The 20,323-nt window shown below is 54.8% G+C and carries 21 protein-coding genes; 5 read left to right on the forward strand and 16 right to left on the reverse strand.

Annotated features, from left to right (window positions below):
• Positions 1–32: 32 nt before the first annotated feature.
• Positions 33–413 carry a PLD nuclease N-terminal domain-containing protein gene (locus FJV47_RS08370; protein WP_159611936.1) on the forward strand — a complete coding sequence of 127 codons (381 nt, stop codon included), beginning with the start codon at positions 33–35 and terminating at the stop codon, positions 411–413.
• 202 nt (positions 414–615) lie between these two features.
• On the opposite strand, the gene ccsB is transcribed toward FJV47_RS08370, so the two are convergent.
• The 5 genes from ccsB to FJV47_RS08395 are packed head-to-tail and all read right to left on the reverse strand — an operon-like array spanning position 616 to position 5,350.
• Positions 616–1,680: a c-type cytochrome biogenesis protein CcsB gene (ccsB, locus tag FJV47_RS08375; RefSeq protein WP_159611938.1), complete on the reverse strand. Its 1,065-nt coding sequence runs from the start codon at positions 1,678–1,680 to the stop codon at positions 616–618.
• Positions 1,673–3,301, reverse strand: coding sequence for a cytochrome c biogenesis protein ResB (locus tag FJV47_RS08380; RefSeq protein ID WP_159611940.1), 1,629 nt, complete (start codon positions 3,299–3,301; stop codon positions 1,673–1,675). Before FJV47_RS08380 ends, ccsB begins: the two co-directional genes overlap by 8 nt.
• Positions 3,301–4,056 (reverse strand): cytochrome c biogenesis CcdA family protein, encoded by a 756-nt coding sequence (locus FJV47_RS08385; protein WP_159611942.1) that lies wholly within the window; start codon positions 4,054–4,056, stop codon positions 3,301–3,303. Before FJV47_RS08385 ends, FJV47_RS08380 begins: the two co-directional genes overlap by 1 nt.
• Before the next feature lie 3 nt (positions 4,057–4,059).
• A complete protein-coding gene (locus FJV47_RS08390; protein ID WP_200831978.1) occupies positions 4,060–4,683 on the reverse strand; it encodes a TlpA disulfide reductase family protein in 624 nt (207 codons plus the stop codon).
• Positions 4,684–4,687: 4 nt separating this feature from the next.
• On the reverse strand, positions 4,688–5,350 hold the full coding sequence (locus tag FJV47_RS08395; protein ID WP_159611945.1) for a histidine phosphatase family protein: 663 nt from the start codon (positions 5,348–5,350) through the stop codon (positions 4,688–4,690).
• Between the two features lie 177 nt (positions 5,351–5,527).
• Here FJV47_RS08395 and FJV47_RS08400 point away from each other — a divergent pair, with 177 nt between their 5' ends.
• Positions 5,528–6,319, forward strand: coding sequence for a hypothetical protein (locus FJV47_RS08400; protein ID WP_159611947.1), 792 nt, complete (start codon positions 5,528–5,530; stop codon positions 6,317–6,319).
• A 98-nt stretch (positions 6,320–6,417) separates the two neighbouring features.
• Here FJV47_RS08400 and FJV47_RS08405 read toward each other — a convergent pair whose 3' ends face one another.
• A complete protein-coding gene (locus tag FJV47_RS08405) occupies positions 6,418–7,053 on the reverse strand; it encodes a redox-sensing transcriptional repressor Rex (protein WP_159611949.1) in 636 nt (211 codons plus the stop codon).
• Between the two features lie 66 nt (positions 7,054–7,119).
• Positions 7,120–7,365: a glutaredoxin family protein gene (locus FJV47_RS08410; RefSeq protein WP_370515008.1), complete on the reverse strand. Its 246-nt coding sequence runs from the start codon at positions 7,363–7,365 to the stop codon at positions 7,120–7,122.
• Between the two features lie 62 nt (positions 7,366–7,427).
• On the opposite strand from FJV47_RS08410, the gene FJV47_RS08415 reads away from it, so the two are divergent.
• The gene (locus tag FJV47_RS08415) at positions 7,428–8,234 is read left to right on the forward strand and encodes an HAD family phosphatase (RefSeq protein ID WP_159611951.1); all 807 of its coding nucleotides are present in this window, start codon (positions 7,428–7,430) and stop codon (positions 8,232–8,234) included.
• Between the two features lie 101 nt (positions 8,235–8,335).
• Here FJV47_RS08415 and FJV47_RS08420 read toward each other — a convergent pair whose 3' ends face one another.
• The 5 genes from FJV47_RS08420 to FJV47_RS08440 form a co-directional block, all read right to left on the reverse strand.
• Complete coding sequence (locus tag FJV47_RS08420) at positions 8,336–8,434, reverse strand: 30S ribosomal protein bS22 (RefSeq protein WP_005504750.1); 99 nt, start codon at positions 8,432–8,434, stop codon at positions 8,336–8,338.
• Between the two features lie 138 nt (positions 8,435–8,572).
• Positions 8,573–8,797, reverse strand: coding sequence for a helix-turn-helix domain-containing protein (locus FJV47_RS08425; protein WP_022874253.1), 225 nt, complete (start codon positions 8,795–8,797; stop codon positions 8,573–8,575).
• Positions 8,798–9,051: 254 nt separating this feature from the next.
• Complete coding sequence (gene gdhA / locus FJV47_RS08430) at positions 9,052–10,395, reverse strand: NADP-specific glutamate dehydrogenase (protein ID WP_159611953.1); 1,344 nt, start codon at positions 10,393–10,395, stop codon at positions 9,052–9,054.
• Between the two features lie 159 nt (positions 10,396–10,554).
• Positions 10,555–10,992 (reverse strand): helix-turn-helix transcriptional regulator, encoded by a 438-nt coding sequence (locus tag FJV47_RS08435; protein ID WP_159611956.1) that lies wholly within the window; start codon positions 10,990–10,992, stop codon positions 10,555–10,557.
• Between the two features lie 100 nt (positions 10,993–11,092).
• Entirely contained in the window at positions 11,093–12,262 is a 1,170-nt protein-coding gene (locus FJV47_RS08440; RefSeq protein WP_159613091.1) for an acetoin utilization protein AcuC, read from the reverse strand.
• Positions 12,263–12,469: 207 nt separating this feature from the next.
• Here FJV47_RS08440 and FJV47_RS08445 point away from each other — a divergent pair, with 207 nt between their 5' ends.
• Complete coding sequence (locus FJV47_RS08445) at positions 12,470–13,903, forward strand: TrkH family potassium uptake protein (protein ID WP_159611958.1); 1,434 nt, start codon at positions 12,470–12,472, stop codon at positions 13,901–13,903.
• A complete protein-coding gene (locus FJV47_RS08450; protein WP_159611960.1) occupies positions 13,896–14,567 on the forward strand; it encodes a TrkA family potassium uptake protein in 672 nt (223 codons plus the stop codon). The genes FJV47_RS08445 and FJV47_RS08450 overlap by 8 nt, the downstream gene beginning before the upstream one ends.
• 92 nt (positions 14,568–14,659) lie before the next feature.
• On the opposite strand, the gene proC is transcribed toward FJV47_RS08450, so the two are convergent.
• From proC to topA, 4 genes are read right to left on the reverse strand one after another with little or no spacing between them, the layout of a single operon-like run.
• Positions 14,660–15,502 (reverse strand): pyrroline-5-carboxylate reductase, encoded by an 843-nt coding sequence (gene proC / locus FJV47_RS08455; protein WP_159611962.1) that lies wholly within the window; start codon positions 15,500–15,502, stop codon positions 14,660–14,662.
• Between the two features lie 4 nt (positions 15,503–15,506).
• Positions 15,507–16,331 carry a sugar phosphate isomerase/epimerase gene (locus tag FJV47_RS08460; RefSeq protein ID WP_159611964.1) on the reverse strand — a complete coding sequence of 275 codons (825 nt, stop codon included), beginning with the start codon at positions 16,329–16,331 and terminating at the stop codon, positions 15,507–15,509.
• 56 nt (positions 16,332–16,387) lie between these two features.
• Positions 16,388–17,407 (reverse strand): Ppx/GppA phosphatase family protein, encoded by a 1,020-nt coding sequence (locus FJV47_RS08465; RefSeq protein WP_159611966.1) that lies wholly within the window; start codon positions 17,405–17,407, stop codon positions 16,388–16,390.
• A 32-nt stretch (positions 17,408–17,439) separates the two neighbouring features.
• Complete coding sequence (gene topA, locus FJV47_RS08470; protein WP_159611968.1) at positions 17,440–20,244, reverse strand: type I DNA topoisomerase; 2,805 nt, start codon at positions 20,242–20,244, stop codon at positions 17,440–17,442.
• Positions 20,245–20,323: the final 79 nt, after the last annotated feature.

Below are 20,323 nucleotides of genomic sequence, written 5' to 3' on the forward strand. Positions count from 1 at the left end.
CCTGTGAACTCGATTATCACTAGAATGGATTCATGGTTCGCTTCATAATATTCGCAGCAGTCGTTTCGGTCGCACTCATGATCTATACCTTGATCGAATGCAGCCGCGCAGAGAAGCACCAAGTGCGCTCTTTGCCGAAGTCGGCTTGGGTCGTGGTGATTATCCTCTTACCACTGATCGGCGCAGTATTGTGGTTCGTTTTGGGACGCCCACAAAGCTCAACCTCCCAGAGCACCGGGCAGCAAAAAGCCCCCGACGACGATGAAGACTTTTTGCGTCAGCTCGAAGTCTGGCGACGTCAGCAACAACGTGAAACCGATGCCAAAGCTCGTGAGCAAGAACTCAAAGATCAGGCCAAGAAGAAGCCGGACGCTGACGACACCGACAGCGATACCCCAGATACCAAGGCTTAGAAGCCACCAGCGCCCCTAGAACCTCCGAAAACTTCCAGCCCCGTTTTCTCCCACAAAGAACCCGCCAAACGGCCAGTTACGGGAAACCGGGGCTTTTTTCGTACCTGCGCTGTTGCTGGTCCGAAACTATGCCCAACAGAAAAGCAGCGTGCGATACCCAATCGGGGGTACCGCACGCTGCTTTATGAAGTGAACTAGTTGCTTATACTCCCGCGTAGGAGTGCAGACCGTTGAAGAAAATGTTCACGATGGTGAAATTGAAGACTACACAGAGGAAGCCGATGATCGACAGCCATGCTGAGCGCGGGCCAGTCCAGCCACCGGTGGCTCGGGCGTGCAGGTAACCTGCGTAAACAACCCAGATCACGAATGACCAGACTTCCTTAGGATCCCAGCCCCAGTAGCGTCCCCAGGCAGCTTCAGCCCAGATCGCGCCGGCAATTACGGTGAAGGTCCACATCACGAAGGCGATGGTGTTGATACGGTAAGCAAAGTTTTCTAGGGCACCTGCTCCAGGAACCACGCGCATAAACGGCAGCTTGTCGCTCAAGCCCTCAGCCAGACGGTTCATCCGCGAATGCTGCAGCAACTGCAAGACGTTCATTGCAAAGCTGATGGCAAAGAGCGAAGAAGCCAGCACCGCGATAGAAACGTGAATGATGATCCAAGGAGACTGCAGGGCAGGAACCAGGTGACCTACGGGAGTTGGGAAACCAATGGTTGCTGCACACAGCATCAAGGTCACCAGACCGGAGATGAATGAGCCCATGAAGCGCAGGTCCTTGATGATCAATACGATCAGGTAGACCAGAGCGACCAGGAAAGCGCCGGTAGTCAAGAACTCATACATATTGCCCCACGGCACACGGTGTGCCGCCAGTGCGCGGGAGACCACACCGAAACCATGCAGGGCAGCTGCCATCCACATCAGGATCACGGCAACTCGCGCCATCGGACGCTTTGCCGAGAAGCTCGTGTAGGTCATCTTGTCGGTGACGATCTCTTCACTGATGTTATCGGCTCGGCCGGCCTCGCCACGGCGTTTGCGGTTGCCGCCTGCGACAGCGGCACCGGTTCCAACAAGCATTTCTTCGTCGCGCTTGAGCGCAGCGGAATCCATCTCAGAAATGGATTTGTTGGTCTTGGCCAAGTCGAGAGCGAAGATGACGAAGACAACACCATAGACCATGGCTGCCAGCAGCATGAACAGCTGGCTGTATTCACCCAGCGATTCATTGATTGGTGCTAATGCCCCAGCGTTACCCATTTACTGCTCCTTGGTTCTGCTCTTCGCTGGCCAATGGCCAAGCCTTGTCAAAGATTTTTTGTAGTTCGCCAGCTTCGCGTTCAAGTCGTGGATCTTCGCCACGGGCCAACAGCGCATATTCGATACTACGCTTGCCGTCTTCATGCTTCAGCTTGACCCAAACACGACGACGCGGGGTAAAGAGCGAAATCGCCAATCCAATCAGCGCCAATGCGGCAAAGATACCGATCGGAAGCTTGCCCGGGTCGTAGTTTACGTCCAGGGCTACGTAACGCTTGAGATCGTCAAAGGTGATGCTTCCCTTGCCATCCGGTAGCTGATAGGTCTGGCCTGCTTCGAGGCGAATACCCCCGGCATCCAGATCGCGACTGTTCAGTGCCTTCATCTTTGCGGTATCCAAGACAAATACGTTTTGTGATTCGCCGTTGTCCAGACCCAAGTCGCCGTAGAACGAGTTCAGGTGAAGCTGCGGGTTGATCGCGTTAGGGTCACCGGAAATGCCAAAACCGTTTTCGTCCACCAGCGCGGTCGGTAGCAAGAAGCCTTGGAAGCCTAGTTGATCAGGCTTGGCATCAGGGACCTTCAGAACAAAGATGGAGGTGAAAACCGAGTCCTGCGGAATCGAAGCGACCGGTCCAGAATAGGAAACCTTGCCATTGCCATCTCGCACGGTGATCACCGGTGCATAGCCATTACCTACCAGGTAAACATCCGCCCCGTTGATTCGTAGTGGATGGTTCACCTTCAATTCCTGTTTCACGGGATCTGACTGTGCGGTCTTGCGAACCTGCACGTGAGCCGTGAAATCTAGTGGTTGGCCGAAGTGCGATTCTGATTCACGATCAAAAACAATGTCGAACTTATCCAGCTTCACCGAATAGCCAGGCAGCTTATCAGCGTCAAAGGCAGTACCCGGAGTGAAGGAATCATAGGCGACCAACGAGTTCACGAAGGTCTCTCCCTCAACCACCACGCGCTGACCGGTGTAACCGAAGGCCCCACCCACTGCGGCCGAAACCAACACACCAATCAATGAAATGTGGAAGACAAGATTACCGATTTCGCGGAAGTAGCCACGTTCTGCTGCTACGGAGCGTCCGGTAGCATCGTCGCGTCGTTCAACGCGGTAGCCACGCTTCTTCAGAATCTTGCACGAGTCTTCGATGATCTGATCATCATCCGGAGTATCGGATTCGCCTTCGAGAATCTCGTGCGAAGCGTACTGCGGCAGGCGATCCAGACGCGCTGGGGTACGTGGAGGCGGCGTGCGCAAAGCTTGAGCATGCTTCTTCACACGCGGAATGATGCAGCCAACCAACGATACGAACAGCAAAATGTAAATTGCTGAGAACCAGACCGAGGAATAGACGTCGAACATCTGGAAGCGGTCGAGCCACGGACCTGCCACTGGATGCTGATCCAGGTAGGCCACGACATTCTCCGGACCTGACGGGCGCTGCGGGAAAATCGACCCCGGCACAGCGGCCACCGCCAGCAACAGCAACAGGAATAGTGCTGTTGGCATCGAGGTGAGCTGAGTCCAGATCCAGCGCAGGGATCCTACGAACCCCAGGGCTGGAGCGTCTTGGATCTCTTTGGACTTCCGTTGTTTTTTCGCCATTAAATTGGCAACCTCACTTCATTGGCAAACCAGTTTTGCAGTTCCGATACCCACGTGCCCCACAGGCCGGTCACCATGACCAGGCCCAACACCATGAGCATGGCCCCGCCAAAGCGCATGATGAATACCTGATGTTTGCGGAAGAACGCTAGTGCTTGCATGCCGCGTTGCAGTCCCAAAGCAATCAGGATGAACGGCAGCCCCAGGCCTAGGCAATAGAACGCGGTGAGCACCGTGCCTCGTGCGACGTTGGCTCCGCTGCCGGTGGACATGATCAGCACGGCGCTCAGTGTTGGGCCGATGCACGGTGCCCAGCCCAGCCCGAAGGTCAGGCCCAAGATTGGTGCACCCCACAGTCCTGCAGGTGGTTTCTTGTGGATCTTGCGGTCGCGCTGCATCCAAGAGAAGCCACCCATGAAGACCACACCCATGAAGATGACTACAACGCCCAATAGCTGGGTGACCCAGGAGCCGTTAAACCTCAGCCATGCGGTGGCCTGGCTAAAGAGCACTCCGGCGGCGATAAAAACGACGGAGAAGCCCAAAACGAACAGCAGAATTCCAGCTACTACCCGTCCCCGACGGTGATCTTTCAAATCCGCTCCGGTCAACCCGGTGACATAGCCAAGGAAGCCCGGAACTAGTGGCAATACGCAGGGTGAAAGGAAGGACACCAGTCCCGCCAGTACCGCAACCGGTGAGGCCAGAAGTAACGACCCGTCAAGGACTATGTCGGCAAAAGGATTAGAGGTCAACGCCTAGCTCAACTTCTCAGTCAACGCGGTATTGATCAACGACTTCAAAGTGCTCGGATCAGCGGCACCAATCACGCGAGCGCGCACCCGTCCCTTACGGTCCAATACCAAAGTGGAAGGAACCGCCTGCAATGGCACGTACTTGGTCATCGCCAGTTGGATATCCCCTGAGGTGTCCTGAATCGACTCGTATGGAAGATCAAAGGTGCGCTCGAATGCCTTGGCGGCTTCTGCTTCATCACGCACGTTGACGCCAAGGAACTCCACCTTGTTGCCAAAGTGGTCTGCGAGCTTCTTCAAATCAGGCGCTTCAATACGGCATGGTGCACAGGCTGCGTACCAGAAGTTCAAGACGATCGGTTTGCCTTCCCACTGGCTGAAATCGATTTTCGTGCCGTGGTAGGTTTCTGCCTGGATCTGAACCGGTTCAGTGCGCTTGGCTACCTCATATTCTTGAACTGCTCCGTCGCCAGCGATGTAGTTTTTGCCATCACCATTATTGGCTTGAGCGGTCAAGGTATCTTCTTTGGCGCAAGCGGCCAACGGAACAATTGCGGCAGCAACCATCAACGAACGCAACATCGTGCGTCGGCTTAGATTCTTTGGGGTAGGCAAAGGACCAGTCATTTACTTATGCTCCAGGAATGTTTGCTGCGCCGGCCAGTAGCTCGGGGTTTGGTTCGGTGTATCGCACGGAGACTAGTTCGTCCCCCTCAAAATCAAAGCTGGTCACCGATGCCAAGGTGCACTCGCGTTGACGAGGATCATGCCACAACGGTTTGTTCTCGGCAGCCCTACGGGTCACCCAGATCGGCAGCTGATGGCTGACAATAATTATTTCGGCCCCTTCGCCATGCTCAGCCACCGCGGCCCGGCGATGATCATCCATGGCCTCACGCATGCGCGCGACTTGCTCCGCATAAGGCTCGCCCCAGGAGGGCTTTAGCGGATTGGTCAACAGTGGCCAGTACTTTGGCTGGCGCAAATGTTGGGCGACCTTAGATAGGCCTTGAAGTTTGTTTCCGGCTTCGATGACCCTGTCGTCGGTATGGATCGGCAAGTTCAATGCCTGGCTTGTTGGAGCGGCGGTTTGCTGAGCACGGATCAAGGGAGAGGCGACCAGACGTACTACCTTGGCTCCCTCGGCCTGACGCTGGGCGAAGAATTCGCCTGCCGCATCAGCCATGGTGAATCCCAGCTCGGAGAGCCCGTAACCGGGGATCCGTCCGTAGAGAATACGGTCAGGGTTGAAAACTTCCCCGTGGCGCAACAAATGGACGGTCGTTAAAGGCATGCTTCCAGTGTCTCAAATGTTCAGTGCAAATTAGGCATATTGTGTCCACCATCAACTATTCACAGCACACGCATGGGATTCCCATATAGAAAAACCATCCTTTCGGATGGGGTGTCTCACAAAGGCTAAGCATTAGTCTTAGATACAACGACCGTTCGACCCAAAGGATGATGATTCTTGAGTAACTACGATCCGAATCAACCGGGCCAACCCTACAATCCAGAATCTGGTGCGTCGGGAGCAAATCCCACACCATACGGCGAAAACCCTTACGCTCAGCAGCCTTCACCGTATGGAGAGAATCCTTATGGACAAGCGCCTGGGACTCAACAGGCGCCGTACGGTCAGGCTCCAGTAACTCCTGGCTACAACCAGTTCCCTAATCAGGGTGGCTACGCTGCGGTCCAGCCACCAGCAACTCGTCCAAAGACTTTGCAGATCGCGTTTATTATGATTCTGCTTTCCGGAATTGTTGGTGCCATCGCTAGCTACATGATGTCTACCTCCAATATGGTCGCCAACATGATGTCATCGCAGTGGGCAGCCGTGCAGCAAGAGTTGCAGACGCAGATGGAAGCTTCGCCCGAGATGGCCAATGATCCAACCCTGCAGCAAATGATGAACAGTCCTGAAGCGTTCATGGAACAAGCCAGCTCAATGATTACGGGCATTGCCGTGGTTGGCGCGATCATCTCGGTGATCTTGTACTTCCTGGTCGGTTTCTTTGTCGGACGAGGGGTCGGCGCGATGCGTATTATCGCGACAATTCTGGCAGTACTGTCGCTGTTCGGTATGTTCTCCACCGTGACCATGATTGGCATGTTCGGTGACTCTCAGGCTGGTGCCTTAAGCGCGGTCTACATCATCGGTGTATTGCTGGGCATCGCCGGCGTGGTCTTCGCTTGGCTTCGCCCATCTTCGGAATACATCGCTGCACGCCGCATGGCACGCCGCGCAGGTTACCGGTAAACACCAGTAATCACCGGAATCGGGGCAACGATAAAGGCGTTGTCGCTTCCGTCTTCACAGACTGAAGCGACAACGCCTTTTGCGTACCTGAAAGCGCACTAGCCCTGAACTGCGAGGTACGCCAGAATCTGTAGTTCTGTAGACAGATCAACGCGCCGAAGGTTCATTCCGGACGGTACCTTTAGCGGCTTTGGTGCGAACGACAACACTGATCTCACAGAGTTCTCTGCCAGCTCGTAGACGAGATCCTGAGCGGCTTCACCGGGCACAGCCAAGACCGCGATGTTGATTTCTTCCCGGCTGACCACCTGCGCCAGATCCGCGATGGCTTCGACTTTCAAGTTACCTACAGCTTCACCTATCAACCCCGGGTCAACATCCAAAATGGCTTTGACGTTGAACCCACGCGAAGTGAAACCGGCGTAGCCGCTCAGCGCACGGCCGAGGTTACCTGCACCGATGATTGCGACTTTCCAGTCTTGGTTCAGTCCCAGTGTCCGGCTGATGTGTTCGGCCAGTTCACGCACCACATAGCCCACTCCCCGAGTGCCGTAGGAGCCAAGCCACGACAGATCCTTGCGTAGGATCGCAGGGTTCACGCCCGCTTCTTTAGCCAGCACACCTGAACTGGTACGTTCGCGTCCTTGCGATTCCAGGGTGTTTAGTGCGCGCAGATATTGAGTCAAACGAGCCAAGGTGGCCTCAGGCAGGACACGGGCCTCTAGCTCAGACATCTTCTATTCCTGCACTTTCAAATGATCTAGGCGAGTACGGGCGCCTCGTCATGTTTAATACAACCGCTAGTTGGTCAGCAGACGCTCAAGCCGTTGGGGATCTATGGTCCAGAAATCTCGGACCTGCCCATCAATGAAGAGCACTGGAACTTCTTCGTTGTGCTTTGCCAGGAGCTCCGGGTTCTGGTCAATATCAACCTCAGTAAATTCCATCTTCAGCCGGCTCGTCACCTCGGACACCGTTGCCCGAGCGGCGTGGCAAAGATGGCAATCTTTTCGGACCAACAGCTGAACTTCATGCAAAGTACTCACGTATCTATAATCTCACGAGCCGTAACCACGCTTGAACTTTACGATGAAATAAACTGATTCAAATGTCTTCTTCAGAACTTGATTCCACGCAGCCAGCATCTGTGGCACCTGACACTGTCGCTGCCTTTTTTGATGTGGACAATACTTTGGTCCGTGGCGCTTCGCTCTACCTGCTGGCGCGCAAAATGCGTGAGCACAAATTCTTTCAGTTCCGTGAAATCATTTGGTTCGCGCTGAAGCAACTTCGTTTTGCTGCTCGTGGTGAGCATTTGGGTGATATTCATCAGATTCGTGATCGTGCGCTCATGATGGTTCGCGGAATTTCAGTGGCAGAGATTGAAGAAATCGGCAACGAGATTTACGACGAGTTCATCGAGCCCAAGCTCTGGGCCGGGACCGTCGCCATCGCTCGTCAGCACCTTCATGTTGGCAGAGAGGTATGGCTGGTGACTGCCACTCCCTTAGAAGTGGCGAATGTCATCTCGGATCGGCTCGGTCTTTCCGGTGCTTTGGGCACCGTGGTGGAAAGTCGGGACGGTTTATACACCGGCGCATTGGCCAGCCCAATTCTTCACGCGGCTGAAAAAGCTCAGGCTGTTCGGTCTCTGGCCAAGGCTCGCGGGATCTCCCTCTCACGCTCCTGGGCATACTCAGATTCTTATAACGACGTTCCGTTGTTGGAGGCAGTCGGTCACCCGGTGTGCATCAATCCCGATGCTCGGTTGCGTGCCTATGCCAAGCGTCGAGGCTGGCAGGTCTACGATTTCCGAACCGGTCAGCGAGCGGCAAAACTCAGCCTAAGAGCTGCTGGTGTCTTCGGTGCCTTGTGGGCGGCCAGACGCTCTATTCTGCGCCGTTCCGGCTCCTAGCGAGACTGAGAGTACTTCCACATAAAGCAATCGCCACCGTTTGCAGTTCAACTGCATATCGGTGGCGATGATTGCCTAACGGCAAAGTGCTCGAAGTAGATTTACTTCTTATTGCGACGCTGGTGGCGAGTCTTACGAAGCAATTTGCGGTGCTTCTTCTTGGACATACGCTTGCGGCGCTTCTTGATAACAGAGCCCATAATGGTTCCTCACAAACTAATAAATGCGTCAACCCAAAATAACTGCTTGCACCTAAGTGCAAGCACAGGGTTGACCGGACGTTAAACGTTCCTTAATAGATTACCCGCTTTTCGGTCATGCTCTGACCATCGTGCGGACTAACGACCGTAAGAACCGGTACCGTGCTGCGGATCGATAGCCGCGGCGCTTAGGTAGGATTCCACAGCGTTCTCTGGAACACGATAGGAGCGACCGAATTGAACGGCAGGCAAATCGCCGGCGTGAATCAGCCGATAAACCGTCATTTTGGAAACACGCATCATGTCAGCCACCTCGGCTACCGTCATGAAACGGGCTCCTGCAAAATTCTGTTTATCCGTCATGCGGGATAGTCTCCTGACGCTGATCTCTATTTCGTCGCGTTACTAGCGAAGGTGAACTTACACGACTTTGGATCAACATCGGCGATCAGGTTCACGTTCGCTTTGTCCTAGTCTAATCGCACTCAAGTAACTTTTGCATCACGAAACACTTTGGGTGTCTCCCGAATCAAAAATTTTGTTGTCAAAACGAGACAATCCGCGCGTCAGCTCCCGTTATTCATGGAGCCTGGCACGGATTGAAACGTAGCGATTGACTAGATGACCCCTTGGGCCAGCATGGCGTCAGCAACCTTAACGAAACCGGCGATGTTGGCGCCCGCAACGTAATTGCCTGGGGTGCCGTATTCGTCAGCTGTCGCTGCGCAACGGTCGTGTATACCCACCATAATCTCGGTCAACCGCTGTTCGGTGTGCTCGAAGCTCCAGGAGTCACGGCTAGCGTTCTGCTGCATTTCCAAGGCCGAGGTAGCAACGCCACCAGCATTGGCTGCCTTACCCGGACCAAAGAGAACTCCAGCCTCTTGGAAGAGCGAGGTCGCTTCAGCCGTGGTTGGCATGTTCGCACCCTCAGCCACCGCAATGATTCCGGCTTCCACCAGTTTCTTAGCAGCCTTGTCATCCAGCTCGTTTTGGGTTGCACATGGCAGTGCAACGGTTCCAGCAACATCCCACACACTGCCAGATTCAACGTAGTTGACTCGGTCGGTGCCACGACGTTGCGCGTACTCAGAGATTCGTCCGCGCTCTACTTCTTTAATCTGGCGCAACAGCTCAAGATCAATGCCGTCCTCATCAACGATGAAGCCTGCCGAGTCGGAAGCGGTCACGACCTTCGCGCCCAACGACTGAGCCTTTTCAATGGCGTGGATCGCGACATTGCCCGAGCCCGACACAAGAACGCGCTGGCCGTCAAAGGATTGCCCGCGGGTTTTGAGCATTTCTTGGGTGAAGATCACCGCACCGTAACCGGTGGCCTCTGGACGAACCAGCGATCCTCCCCAGCTCAAGCCCTTGCCGGTCAAGACACCTGACTCGTAACGGTTGGTGATGCGCTTGTACTGTCCAAAGAGGTAGCCGATTTCTCGGCCACCTACACCAATATCGCCGGCCGGCACATCGGTGTACTCACCAATGTGGCGGTAAAGCTCAGTCATGAAGGACTGGCAGAAGCGCATGACTTCACCGTTGGACTTGCCGCGTGGATCAAAGTCGGATCCTCCCTTACCGCCGCCGATAGGCATACCGGTCAGGGAATTCTTGAAGATCTGTTCAAACCCAAGGAACTTAACGATGCCCAAGTACACGGAAGGATGGAAACGCAGTCCGCCCTTGTATGGGCCCAACGCGGAGTTGAACTCGACACGGAAGCCACGATTGATTTGGACCCGGCCCTGGTCATCGACCCAAGGCACACGGAAGATGATCTGACGCTCAGGCTCGCACAGGCGTTGCAAAATAGCCGCTTCAGCGTATTCGGGATTTTTCACCGATACTGCTTCTAGGCTTTCAAATACTTCAGTGACCGCTTGGTGAAATTCTGCTTCGCCGGGGTTACGTCGGAAAACTTCATCGCGAATTGTCGCTAAGTGCGTATCCAAGTTTCTCTCCTCATCATGTGGGCCAGGAACATGCGCACTAGGAAACTCACACTAGGCGCCACTAACCCACTGTCGAGAATGTCACGGAGAACACACCGGGATAAAATTCTGCGTTAAAAATCAGAAACACCGTCGTAACGTGAAGTACCGCGAGATCAATTAGCGGCGACGGCCAAAGCGGGGAAGTCTCTCCAAGAATTCTTGAGCACGCCCAGTTACTTGTTCTAGGCCACGGCCCACGCTTCGACCGATTTGTTGCGCAGTCGGATTGGCATTCATCGCCATCTCGGAACCTGCTTCCGGCTCCTGAAGATCATGTTGTTCTTCGAGCTCTTGTTCAGGTAGCAAATCTGCGCACCAACCGACAAGCTGTTCCAAGGCAGCGGTGTCAATGCTGTAGATACGGCGCTGCCCGGCAGCAGCCATACTCACCAATTGCGCCTCACGTAAGACTTTGAGGTGCTTAGATACCGTGGGCTGGGAAATTTCCAGCTCAGTCACCAAGGCGCCTACCGCTTTCGGTTCGCTTTTGAGAGCTTCAATTATTTTGCGTCGGGTTGGTTCTGCCAAAGCCGAAAATACTTCATCAATTGCCACACACATAACCCTAACGGCATATGACCTTCACACCATTGATTTCACGTGCTTATCGTTAGTGAAGTTCGCGGCTACGGATGTATCGGGCGCCCCGCCACGTCTAATCGAACCACGGGTCGAGGCCAAAGAGCGGGAAAACTTCCTTGCGCGTAGCGATCACGGTGCGGTCAATCGGATCAGCTGGGTCATAACCAACTTCCCAGTTGCGCCACCACAGCTGTGCGTCATCACCCATCAAGTACGGGGTGGCACGGCCGTAACGCTCTAGGACATATCGTCGGAAAGTCTCCGGGACATATGTTCGCAACGGCACAGGCTTTCCCGCCACAATCGCGGTCAGGTGCGTCCAGGTCCGCGGTACCACGGCATGGACGTTGTAACCTCCGCCACCGGTAGCTAACCAGCGTCCCTCACAAACCTCATCCGCCAACTGGGAAATATCCAAGGCAACTTGACGCTGGGCATCAACCGAAAGCTTGAGGTTGGTCATGTCATCATCTCGGTGTGCATCGCAGCCGTGCTGAGAAACGATGATTTCTGGCTTGAACGCATGAACCAGCTGAGGCACGATCGCGTGGAAGGCTCTCATCCATCCCGAGTCCCCCGTCATCGCCGGTAGTGCCACGTTCACTGCGCTACCCTCGGCTTTTTTGCCTCCAATGTCGTTGGCAAATCCGGTTCCAGGAAATAACGAGAGCCCGGATTCGTGGATCGAGATAGTCAATACCCGCTCGTCATCCCAAAAAATCGACTCGGTGCCATCCCCGTGGTGTGCATCAACATCGATGTACACCACCCGTTGCGCTCCTTGATCGAGCATGCGTTGGATCGCGGCCGCCGCGTCATTGTAAATACAGAAGCCACTAGCTTTATTTCGTGCCGCATGGTGCATCCCGCCAGCGAAGTTGACCGCCCGCACCACGTCTTGGTCCATGATGGCCTGTGCAGCGATAACGGAGCCACCAACAATCCGTGCCGATGCATCATGCATCCCGGCGAAGACAGGATCATCTTCGGTCCCCAACCCAAACTCTACAGCTATCAGGCTCGGGTCCTCGCTCACGCGACGCACTTGATCGATGTAAGCCTGGTCGTGCACTGTCTGCACTAACTCGTCGCTGGCAATTTCTGGTGCATGAATCTGGATGTTCTCTTCGCTAAGAACTTCAAGTTCTTGACTCAAACGGTACGTCAGCTCAAGGCGCGAAGGGTGCATTGGGTGCCAGTCACTGAATTTATACTTCAGATACTGTTCATCCCACATGAGCATGGTTGGGCGCGGAGCTTGTTGCGGATCTAACACTTTTTCAGGCTACCGGATGGTGATCCAACTCATGTATATATGGCGTATTTGCCAAGCTAGCGATTCTTTAGGTCGAGTAGACAAGCGTTTAGCGCTCAGAACGCGTAAATTACTAGGAGGACTTCAACTTCCGCACTCTTATTCCACCGGTCCAGAAGAAACGGCGAGTTATTGATGAGCATTGGCAGTGAGCTGGGCCCCCACGCCCGGGCAGCCGAATTGCGTGAAAGGCGTCGCAAGAAACGATTACAGTTTCGAACGCGCATCGCCGACATCACCGTCCGCTCCCCTGCGCGTCTAACGCTCAGCGTCTTCCTCTTGGCGATCGCACTTTTTACCTCATTGCTTGCTGCCCCATTCTCTTCCGCGAGCGGCGAAATTACGCCTTTGCATGATGCCTTGTTCACTGCCGTATCAGCGGTCTGCGTCACCGGCTTGACCACTGTTTCTACCGCCGTACACTGGTCTTTTACCGGTCAGCTCATCATGCTCATCGCTTCCTTCATGGGCGGCTTGGGCATTCTGACGTTGGCCTCGATCATGTCCTTGGCGGTTTCCCGCAAACTGGGCGTGCGAGCCAAATTGATGGCTCAGCAGTCCATGGACAGCTCCGGCGCCTCGGCCTTAGGTGAAATCAGTTCGCTGTTGCGCATCGTGATCACCACAGCAATCGGCCTTCAGGCACTGATTGCACTATTTTTGATCCCCCGCTTCTTCATCTTGGGTGAAAGCTTCTTGTCTTCCATCTGGCACGGGATCTTCTACGCCGTTTCGGCCTTCAACAACGCCGGCTTCACTCCGCACTCTGATGGTTTAGTGCCGTATGAAACCGACCTGTGGATTTTGATTCCTTTGATGGTCGGCGTTTACGCCGGATCATTGGGCTTCCCAGTGATCATGGTGTTGCTGGCGCATAAGTTCAACGTCAGAAAATGGAACCTCCACACGAAGCTGACCATGCTGGTCACCACATTGCTACTCTTTGCTGGTGCACTATTGTGGTTAGTTTTTGAGTGGTCCAACCCGCGCACCTTAGGCGAAATGTCCGTCGGCGATAAGGTCATCCATGCGCTCTTTGCTTCAACAATGACTCGATCCGGCGGCTTCAACTTGGTGGATCAAAATGACATCCACCAGGTAACCGTTTTGCTCACCGATGCCTTGATGTTCGCCGGTGGTGGCTCAGCGTCCACAGCCGGCGGTATTAAGGTCACCACTATTGCTGTCATGTTCTTGGCCATTATGGCCGAAGTCCGAGGCGATACGGAGGTGACGGCCTTTGGTCGTCAAATCCCGCAAGGAACCATGCGCGTTGCGATCTCCGTGGTCGCCATGGGTGGTTCGTTGGTTATGGTGGCCACAGGCGTCTTGGTAAGCATCGATGAGTCGGTCGGCATCTCGCGTGCCCTGTTCGAATCGATCTCTGCTTTCGCCACCGTTGGCCTGAGTACCGGCGTGTCCCAAGAGATGCCGCCGGCCGGTAAATATGTACTGAGTATCCTGATGTTTGCCGGACGAATCGGCAGTATTACCCTGGCCAGCGCACTGACCATGCGTCACCGTAATTCCCTGTTCAGACTTCCAGAAGAGAGGCCGCTCATTGGCTGATAAGAATATTGACCACAATGCCCCCGTATTGGTGATCGGTCTGGGACGATTTGGCGCCTCAGTCGCCGAGACGTTGGTCAAACAGGGCCGTGAAGTACTGGCAATTGAACGTAGTCCCGAACTCGTTCAGCAGTGGGCCAGTACACTCACCCACGTAGTGGCCGCCGACGCCACAAACATTGATGCGCTACGCCAGCTGGGTGCTCAAGAGTTCTCTTCGGCCGTGGTCGGTGTAGGTACCTCGATTGAGTCCTCCGTGCTGATCACCGTGAATCTGGTGGACCTGGGTATTGAACACCTTTGGGTCAAGGCAATTACGCCCTCCCACGGCAAAATCCTCACGCGTATCGGTGCCAATCACGTGATCTATCCGGAAGCTGACGCTGGAGTGCGCGCTGCTCACTTGGTCGGCGGACGAATGCTGGACTTCATTGAATTTGAAGATGGCTTCGCGATCGTGAAGATGTATCCGCCCAAGGAAACTCAGGGATTCACGCTCGCCCAATCTCAAGTTCGTTCAAAGTACGGTGTCACCATCGTTGGTGTGAAGGCGCCGGGCGAAGATTTCACGTACGCGGTTCCCGATACCATCGTGACGCGCAGAGACGTGCTGATCGTTTCGGGCCATGTGGACCTGCTCGAAAGATTTGCGGCCCGTCCATAGCTCGGCTCATGGAAGTACGCTGTGGGCAAAGTTTTGGCCGGTATCCTCACGGATACCGGCCAAATTTTATTAGTCGTATTTTCTAGCGGTGACTAGCCCAGTTCTTCGCTCAGCTTGGCTGCACGGGCTGCGGCAGCCTGAGTGCCGGCCGCAATAATCTTTGGGATACCCTGCTCATCAAAGGTCAAGATAGCCTGCTCGGTGGTACCCTTGGGGCTGGTCACAGCCTTGCGCAGTTCGCCCGGGTTAGCTGCAGGATCCGAGAGCATTTTTCCAGCCCCTGCGACGGTGGCACGGGCTAGGTCAACCGCAAGCTTCTCATCGAGTCCCATCGCGACACCAGCGTTAGCCATAGCTTCTGCCAGGTAGAACGCGTAGGCAGGACCTGATCCTGAAATGGCAGACAGCGCATTCTGCTGGGACTCGTCAATAACGTGCACGTCGCCGGAGCCAGAAAGTAGGTCGCTGACCAGCTTGGTCTGCTCGTCGCTAACACTCGTTGCTGGGCTCAGACCAACCACGCCGGCGCCGACCATCAGGGGGGTGTTGGGCATGGAACGAATCACTGGCTGGTTGGCTGGCAAATGTGCCTGCATGCTGGCCAAGGTGATGGCGGCGGCGACAGAAACAACGACCTTGTCGGCGGTAAGGGATCCTGAAATCTCCTCACACAGCTCAGTGATGCCAACTGGTTTCACACCTAGGAAAATGATGTCCGTGGCAGCAGCGGCCTTCGCGTTGGCCTCCGCAACTTCTTCACCGATCAAGACATTGATGCCTAGTTCGCGAAGTTCTGCAGCGCGCTTATCACTGCGGATGGTTGCCGTGATCAGCTTGGGATCGTGGCCCGAAGCAACGATGCCACGAAGGATGGCACCATTCATGGATCCGGTGCCGAGGAAGGACAGTTTAAGGTTTTTTGTAGCTTCACTCATAAGTTCATTGTTTCATTGAGTCGTGCTCAGAGCTTGCAGTTAAGTGCTCACGAGCAAATTCTAGGGTCTTTGCCAGCCATTCTTCTTTTTGACCGGCGTTTTTTGCCTTACGGGTTGAGACTTCGACAGCCATAGTTCCCGACCATTGAACGTCGCGCAAATATTGCAGCGTTTCCGCCACCCGTTGAGTGCCTAGGCCAGGGACTAAGTGCTCATCCTTGCCGTTATCAAGACCGTCGCACAGATGAACGTGAGTCAACCGCTGTCCGAGATCTTCCACAGCTTGGCGCGAGTCGGTATTGGCGATGGCCGCGTGGGAAAAGTCCCAGGTGACGTGTTGGTAATTTTGCGGAACCGGGTTCCAATGTGGCAAATACATTTTTGCCTCACGTCCGCGAGCACGCCATGGGTACATATTCTCCACAGCGATTTTCATCCCGGTCGAATCAATGAGTCGCTGCACCCCGTCGGCGAATTCTTCCGCGTAGGTGCCCTGCCAACGAAACGGTGGGTGTGCCACGACCACGCTGGCACCTACTGCTTGGGCAAGAATCACCGAGCGTTCCACTTTGGCCCAGGCCGAGCCCCATACCTGTTGGGTCAATAATAAGGTGGGCGCATGGATAGCCATAATGGGCAATTGGTACTTATCCATCAGCGCCTTAAGCGCGTCAGCTGACTGACTAGCGGCATTTCCCGTGATCAGGACTTCAATCCCGTCATAGCCCACGTCTTTAGCCATTGCGAACGCGTCATGAACCGATAGCGGGTAGACCGACGCGCTGGAGAGGGTAACCGGCACCCGGTGAGTACTCTTTTGTTCTTCCATGCCTCTGCCTCCTGTTACGGTGCCCCAGTCAATGGCACCTGTATCACTGAGAAACTCTAGCTACTCGGCTCAGTTAGAAACTGATCCTTCTCGTAAGCCAAGGGTACTTCTCCCACACCCACGCTACTACTGAGCGGTGTCGCAGAAGCAAACATCACATGATCAAAACGGCGCAACATCAAACCTTCGCGAATAGCCCAAGGGCAGATTCGGATTGACTTCAGCTTCAATGCGCTCATCGCTTCGTGAGCCACGATGGCACCAGCGAGTAGTTGAGGTGCACGAATCTCTGAAACACCCGGCAGTTCAGCACGTTCGGACCAGCTCATCGCGGTCAATCGATTGGTCCACAACTTCAGAGCATCGCGGTTCAGTACCCGCTTAACATACGGGCCTTCATCGCTCGGAGCAGCTCCGGTAATCCGGGCAAGAGAGCGAAAAGTTTTTGACGTTGCCGTGGCTAGGGTTGGTTTTCCATATTGCCGGAGTTCGGTGGCTGGATCATTGAGAACGTCGCGAACGTAGGTACGCAGTTCTTTGACTTCCTTGATGGATGGCAAGTCGTTGGGCAACCATTCACGGGTCAAGCGTCCAGCGCCAAGGGGAACCGAAAATGCGGCTTGTGGGAATTCGTCTGTCCCCCAGGCAAGCTCCAAAGAGCCGCCACCCATATCCAAATTCAAGATCGATTCAGAAGACCAACCGAACCAACGACGAACTGAATAGAAGGTCATGCCTGCTTCTTCTTCGCCGGACAGTTCCATCAGGCTCACGCCAGTTTCGCTTTTCACCCGGTCCAGCACACTGGCACCATTTGAAGATTCGCGGATCGCCGAAGTGCAGAAGGCCATAAAGTCTTCTACCTGGTGACTCCCGGCAAACTTCACTGCTTCATCAATGAATGAAATCAGTTCCTGCTGGCCCTCTTCGGTGATGGCACCGTATTCGTTGAGGTAGCGCACCAAGGACAGTGGACGCTTGTGCGACGCGTAGGGAACCGGGCGGGCTCCTGGATATGCATCGACGAGCAAAAGGTGAACGGTATTCGAACCGATATCCAGTACACCTAGTCTCATGGTGCGCTCCTCATTTGGCCTGGCAAAATCTACTAGTCAGTCTTTTTTGCGGTCGTCTTTTTGGTCGTAGTCTTTTTGGCAGGTGCTTTCTTGGCCGGAGCCTTTTTTGCAGCTGCCTTCTTCGCAGGGGCTTTCTTGGCAGTTCGCTTTACCGGTCCGCGGGCTCGCTTGTCGGCCAGCAATTCGATGGCTTGTTCACGAGTGAGCTCTTCTAGGGAAGTTGCTCGCGGAACAGTGATGTTGGTGATGCCATCAGTAATGTACGGACCGAAGCGACCATCCTTGACCACGATGTTTTTTTCGCTGGTTGGATCTACGCCAAACTCCGCCAACGGTGGAACGGCTGCACGACGTCCTCGTTGTTTAGGCTGCGAGTAGATCTCTAGGGCCTCTTCAAGAGTGATAGTGAAGATCTGCTCTTCGCTCTCGATGGAGCGCGAGTCGCTCCCCTTCTTCAGGTACGGGCCAAAGCGACCGTTCTGCACGGTAATCTCTTCACCCTCAGCATCGGCACCCACAACGCGCGGAAGGCTCATCAGCTTCAACGCTTCGTCAAGGGTCACCGTTTCAACGCTCATGTTCTTGAACAAAGAAGCAGTACGAGGCTTAACCTTGACCGGCTTTTTAGGTGGCTTCGGCTTGCCGTTCTTGTAGTATTCCACCGGCTGAGCGGCCAGTTCTTCGGCAGTAGGCTCTGGAATGATCTCGGTGACGTAGGCGCCGTAACGACCATCCTTGGCCACGATTTTGCGACCAGTTTCCGGATCGGTACCTAGTTCATTTTCTGAGACCTGCGAGGTGGCAAAAAGCTCTTCCGCCTTCTGCGCAGTCAGCTCATCCGGTGCCAAGTCCTCAGGGACGTTGGCACGTTGTGGTTCGGTGCCTTCCTCTGCGCCTTCTGGGATGGCACGCTCCAGGTACGGACCAAACTTGCCCACACGCAAGGTGATGTCGTCGGTGACCGGGATGGAGTTGATGGCACGTGCGTCGATGTCGCCGAGGTTATCGACAACATGCTTCAAGCCTTCAGCCTCAGACTCTGCACCCTTGCCAAAGTAGAAAAGGTTCAACCAGTCGGTACGAGCTCGGTGGCCCTTAGCGATCTCATCTAGGTCATCTTCCAACCGGGCAGTGAAGTCGTAGTCAACGTACTTGGCGAAGTGCTCTTCGAGCAGGCGGATCACGGAGAACGCAATCCAGCTTGGCACCAGGGCTCCGCCACGCTTGGTGACATACCCACGATCCATGATGGTCGAGATGGTCGGCGCATAGGTCGAGGGGCGACCGATTTCGCGCTTTTCCAACTCAGCAACAATCGAAGCTTCGGTGTAGCGTGCTGGCGGTGTGGTCTCGTGACCCAAAGCCAACAATTCGTCTCCAGCGAGGTACTGTCCGACGCTCAGCTGTGGCAAGCGAGCCTCAGCGTCCGCTGCAGCAGCTTCTACAGCCTGCTCATCCTTGCCTTCTTCATAGGCAGAAAGGAAACCGCGGAAGGTGATGACGGTGCCGGAGGCCGAGAACTCAGCCACGCGGCTATCACTGGCCGTGCCCTGCAATTTGATTGTGGCAGTGAAACCCTTGGCGTCAGCCATCTGCGAAGCAACTGTGCGCTTCCAGATCAGCTCGTATAGGGCGTTTTCATCCTTGGACAGCGACGAGCGCACATCTTTGGGGCGACGGAACATGTCACCGGCTGGACGGATCGCTTCGTGCGCTTCCTGAGCAGCATCAGACTTTGCCTTGTAAACACGTGGCTTAGCTGGAACCGAGTCGGCACCGTAAAGTTCGGTAGCCTGTTTACGCGCAGCGTTGGTTGCTTCCTGGGAGAGGAAGACCGAGTCCGTACGCATGTAGGTGATATAACCGTTTTCATACAGTCGCTGAGCGATCTGCATGGTCAGCTTGGAGCTCCAACGCAACTTGCGTGAGGCTTCCTGCTGCAAGGTTGAAGTGGTGAATGGCGCGGCCGGTCGACGGGTGTAAGGCTTGTCTTCAACCGAGGTCACGGCAAAGTCAGTGTCAGCAAGATTAGTGACCAGCGACTGCGCTGATTCCTGATCTAGGTGAACAAGCTTGTTGCGCGAGGTCTTCAGGACACCGCGGTCGTCAAAGTCACGTCCCGAGGCGACGCGTGCACCGTCAACAGATGCCAGCTTCGCTTCAAAAGCTTCCCCTTCCTTGGTTGCGAAGTTACCCTTCACATCCCAATATCCGGCAGGGATGAACGCCATACGCTCGCGCTCACGCTCAACAACCAGACGGGTCGCCACGGACTGCACTCGACCTGCAGACAGACCGCGAGCTACCTTGCGCCACAGCACTGGTGAGATTTCATAGCCGTAAAGGCGGTCCAGGACGCGTCGGGTTTCCTGGGCATCAACTAGGTCGGTATCCAGTTCGCGCATGTTATCCAGCGCGCGAGAAATACCTTCCTTGGTGATTTCGGTAAAGGCCAGACGGCGTACCGGGACCTTTGGCTTCAGGACCTGCAACAGGTGCCACGCGATGGCTTCACCTTCGCGGTCCGCATCGGTTGCGAGGTAAAGTTCGTCGGCTTCTTTGAGCTTGGCTTTCAGCTCAGAAACACGCTTTTTCTTGTCTGGATAGACCATGTAATACGGCTCAAAGTCGTTATCCAGATCAACAGCAAACTTGCCAACCGAAGTCTTCTTTAACTCGGTTGGTAGTTCAGATGGCTGTGGAAGATCGCGAATGTGCCCCACCGAAGCATCAACGTCAAAGCCCTCGCCCAAATACTTGGCGATCGACTTCACCTTGGCAGGAGACTCCACGATAACGAGTTTCTTACCAGTCTTTTCTTTGGCCTTCGGGGGCACAGCACTCCTTTTAAACAGTCCGGACTATTGGAGTCAGATTATGACCCTTTATCAGTCCGCCATCGCAACTTCGTTCTTT

This window comes from Glutamicibacter sp. JC586, from assembly GCF_009805585.1.
Classification (GTDB): domain Bacteria; phylum Actinomycetota; class Actinomycetes; order Actinomycetales; family Micrococcaceae; genus Glutamicibacter.

What these genes read in the sequence shown, in the direction of transcription:
- FJV47_RS08465 (WP_159611966.1), bottom strand. Translation starts at nt 17,407, where the DNA reads ATGAGACTAGGTGTACTGGATATCGGTTCGAATACCGTTCACCTTTTG.
- FJV47_RS08395 (WP_159611945.1), bottom strand. Translation starts at nt 5,350, where the DNA reads ATGCCTTTAACGACCGTCCATTTGTTGCGCCACGGGGAAGTTTTCAAC.
- FJV47_RS08380 (WP_159611940.1), bottom strand. Translation starts at nt 3,301, where the DNA reads ATGGCGAAAAAACAACGGAAGTCCAAAGAGATCCAAGACGCTCCAGCC.
- FJV47_RS08440 (WP_159613091.1), bottom strand. Translation starts at nt 12,262, where the DNA reads ATGCTCATGTGGGATGAACAGTATCTGAAGTATAAATTCAGTGACTGG.
- FJV47_RS08390 (WP_200831978.1), bottom strand. Translation starts at nt 4,683, where the DNA reads ATGACTGGTCCTTTGCCTACCCCAAAGAATCTAAGCCGACGCACGATG.
- FJV47_RS08370 (WP_159611936.1), top strand. Translation starts at nt 33, where the DNA reads ATGGTTCGCTTCATAATATTCGCAGCAGTCGTTTCGGTCGCACTCATG.
- FJV47_RS08415 (WP_159611951.1), top strand. Translation starts at nt 7,428, where the DNA reads ATGTCTTCTTCAGAACTTGATTCCACGCAGCCAGCATCTGTGGCACCT.
- FJV47_RS08460 (WP_159611964.1), bottom strand. Translation starts at nt 16,331, where the DNA reads ATGGAAGAACAAAAGAGTACTCACCGGGTGCCGGTTACCCTCTCCAGC.
- proC (WP_159611962.1), bottom strand. Translation starts at nt 15,502, where the DNA reads ATGAGTGAAGCTACAAAAAACCTTAAACTGTCCTTCCTCGGCACCGGA.
- FJV47_RS08445 (WP_159611958.1), top strand. Translation starts at nt 12,470, where the DNA reads ATGAGCATTGGCAGTGAGCTGGGCCCCCACGCCCGGGCAGCCGAATTG.
- FJV47_RS08405 (WP_159611949.1), bottom strand. Translation starts at nt 7,053, where the DNA reads ATGTCTGAGCTAGAGGCCCGTGTCCTGCCTGAGGCCACCTTGGCTCGT.
- ccsB (WP_159611938.1), bottom strand. Translation starts at nt 1,680, where the DNA reads ATGGGTAACGCTGGGGCATTAGCACCAATCAATGAATCGCTGGGTGAA.
- FJV47_RS08420 (WP_005504750.1), bottom strand. Translation starts at nt 8,434, where the DNA reads ATGGGCTCTGTTATCAAGAAGCGCCGCAAGCGTATGTCCAAGAAGAAG.
- FJV47_RS08425 (WP_022874253.1), bottom strand. Translation starts at nt 8,797, where the DNA reads ATGACGGATAAACAGAATTTTGCAGGAGCCCGTTTCATGACGGTAGCC.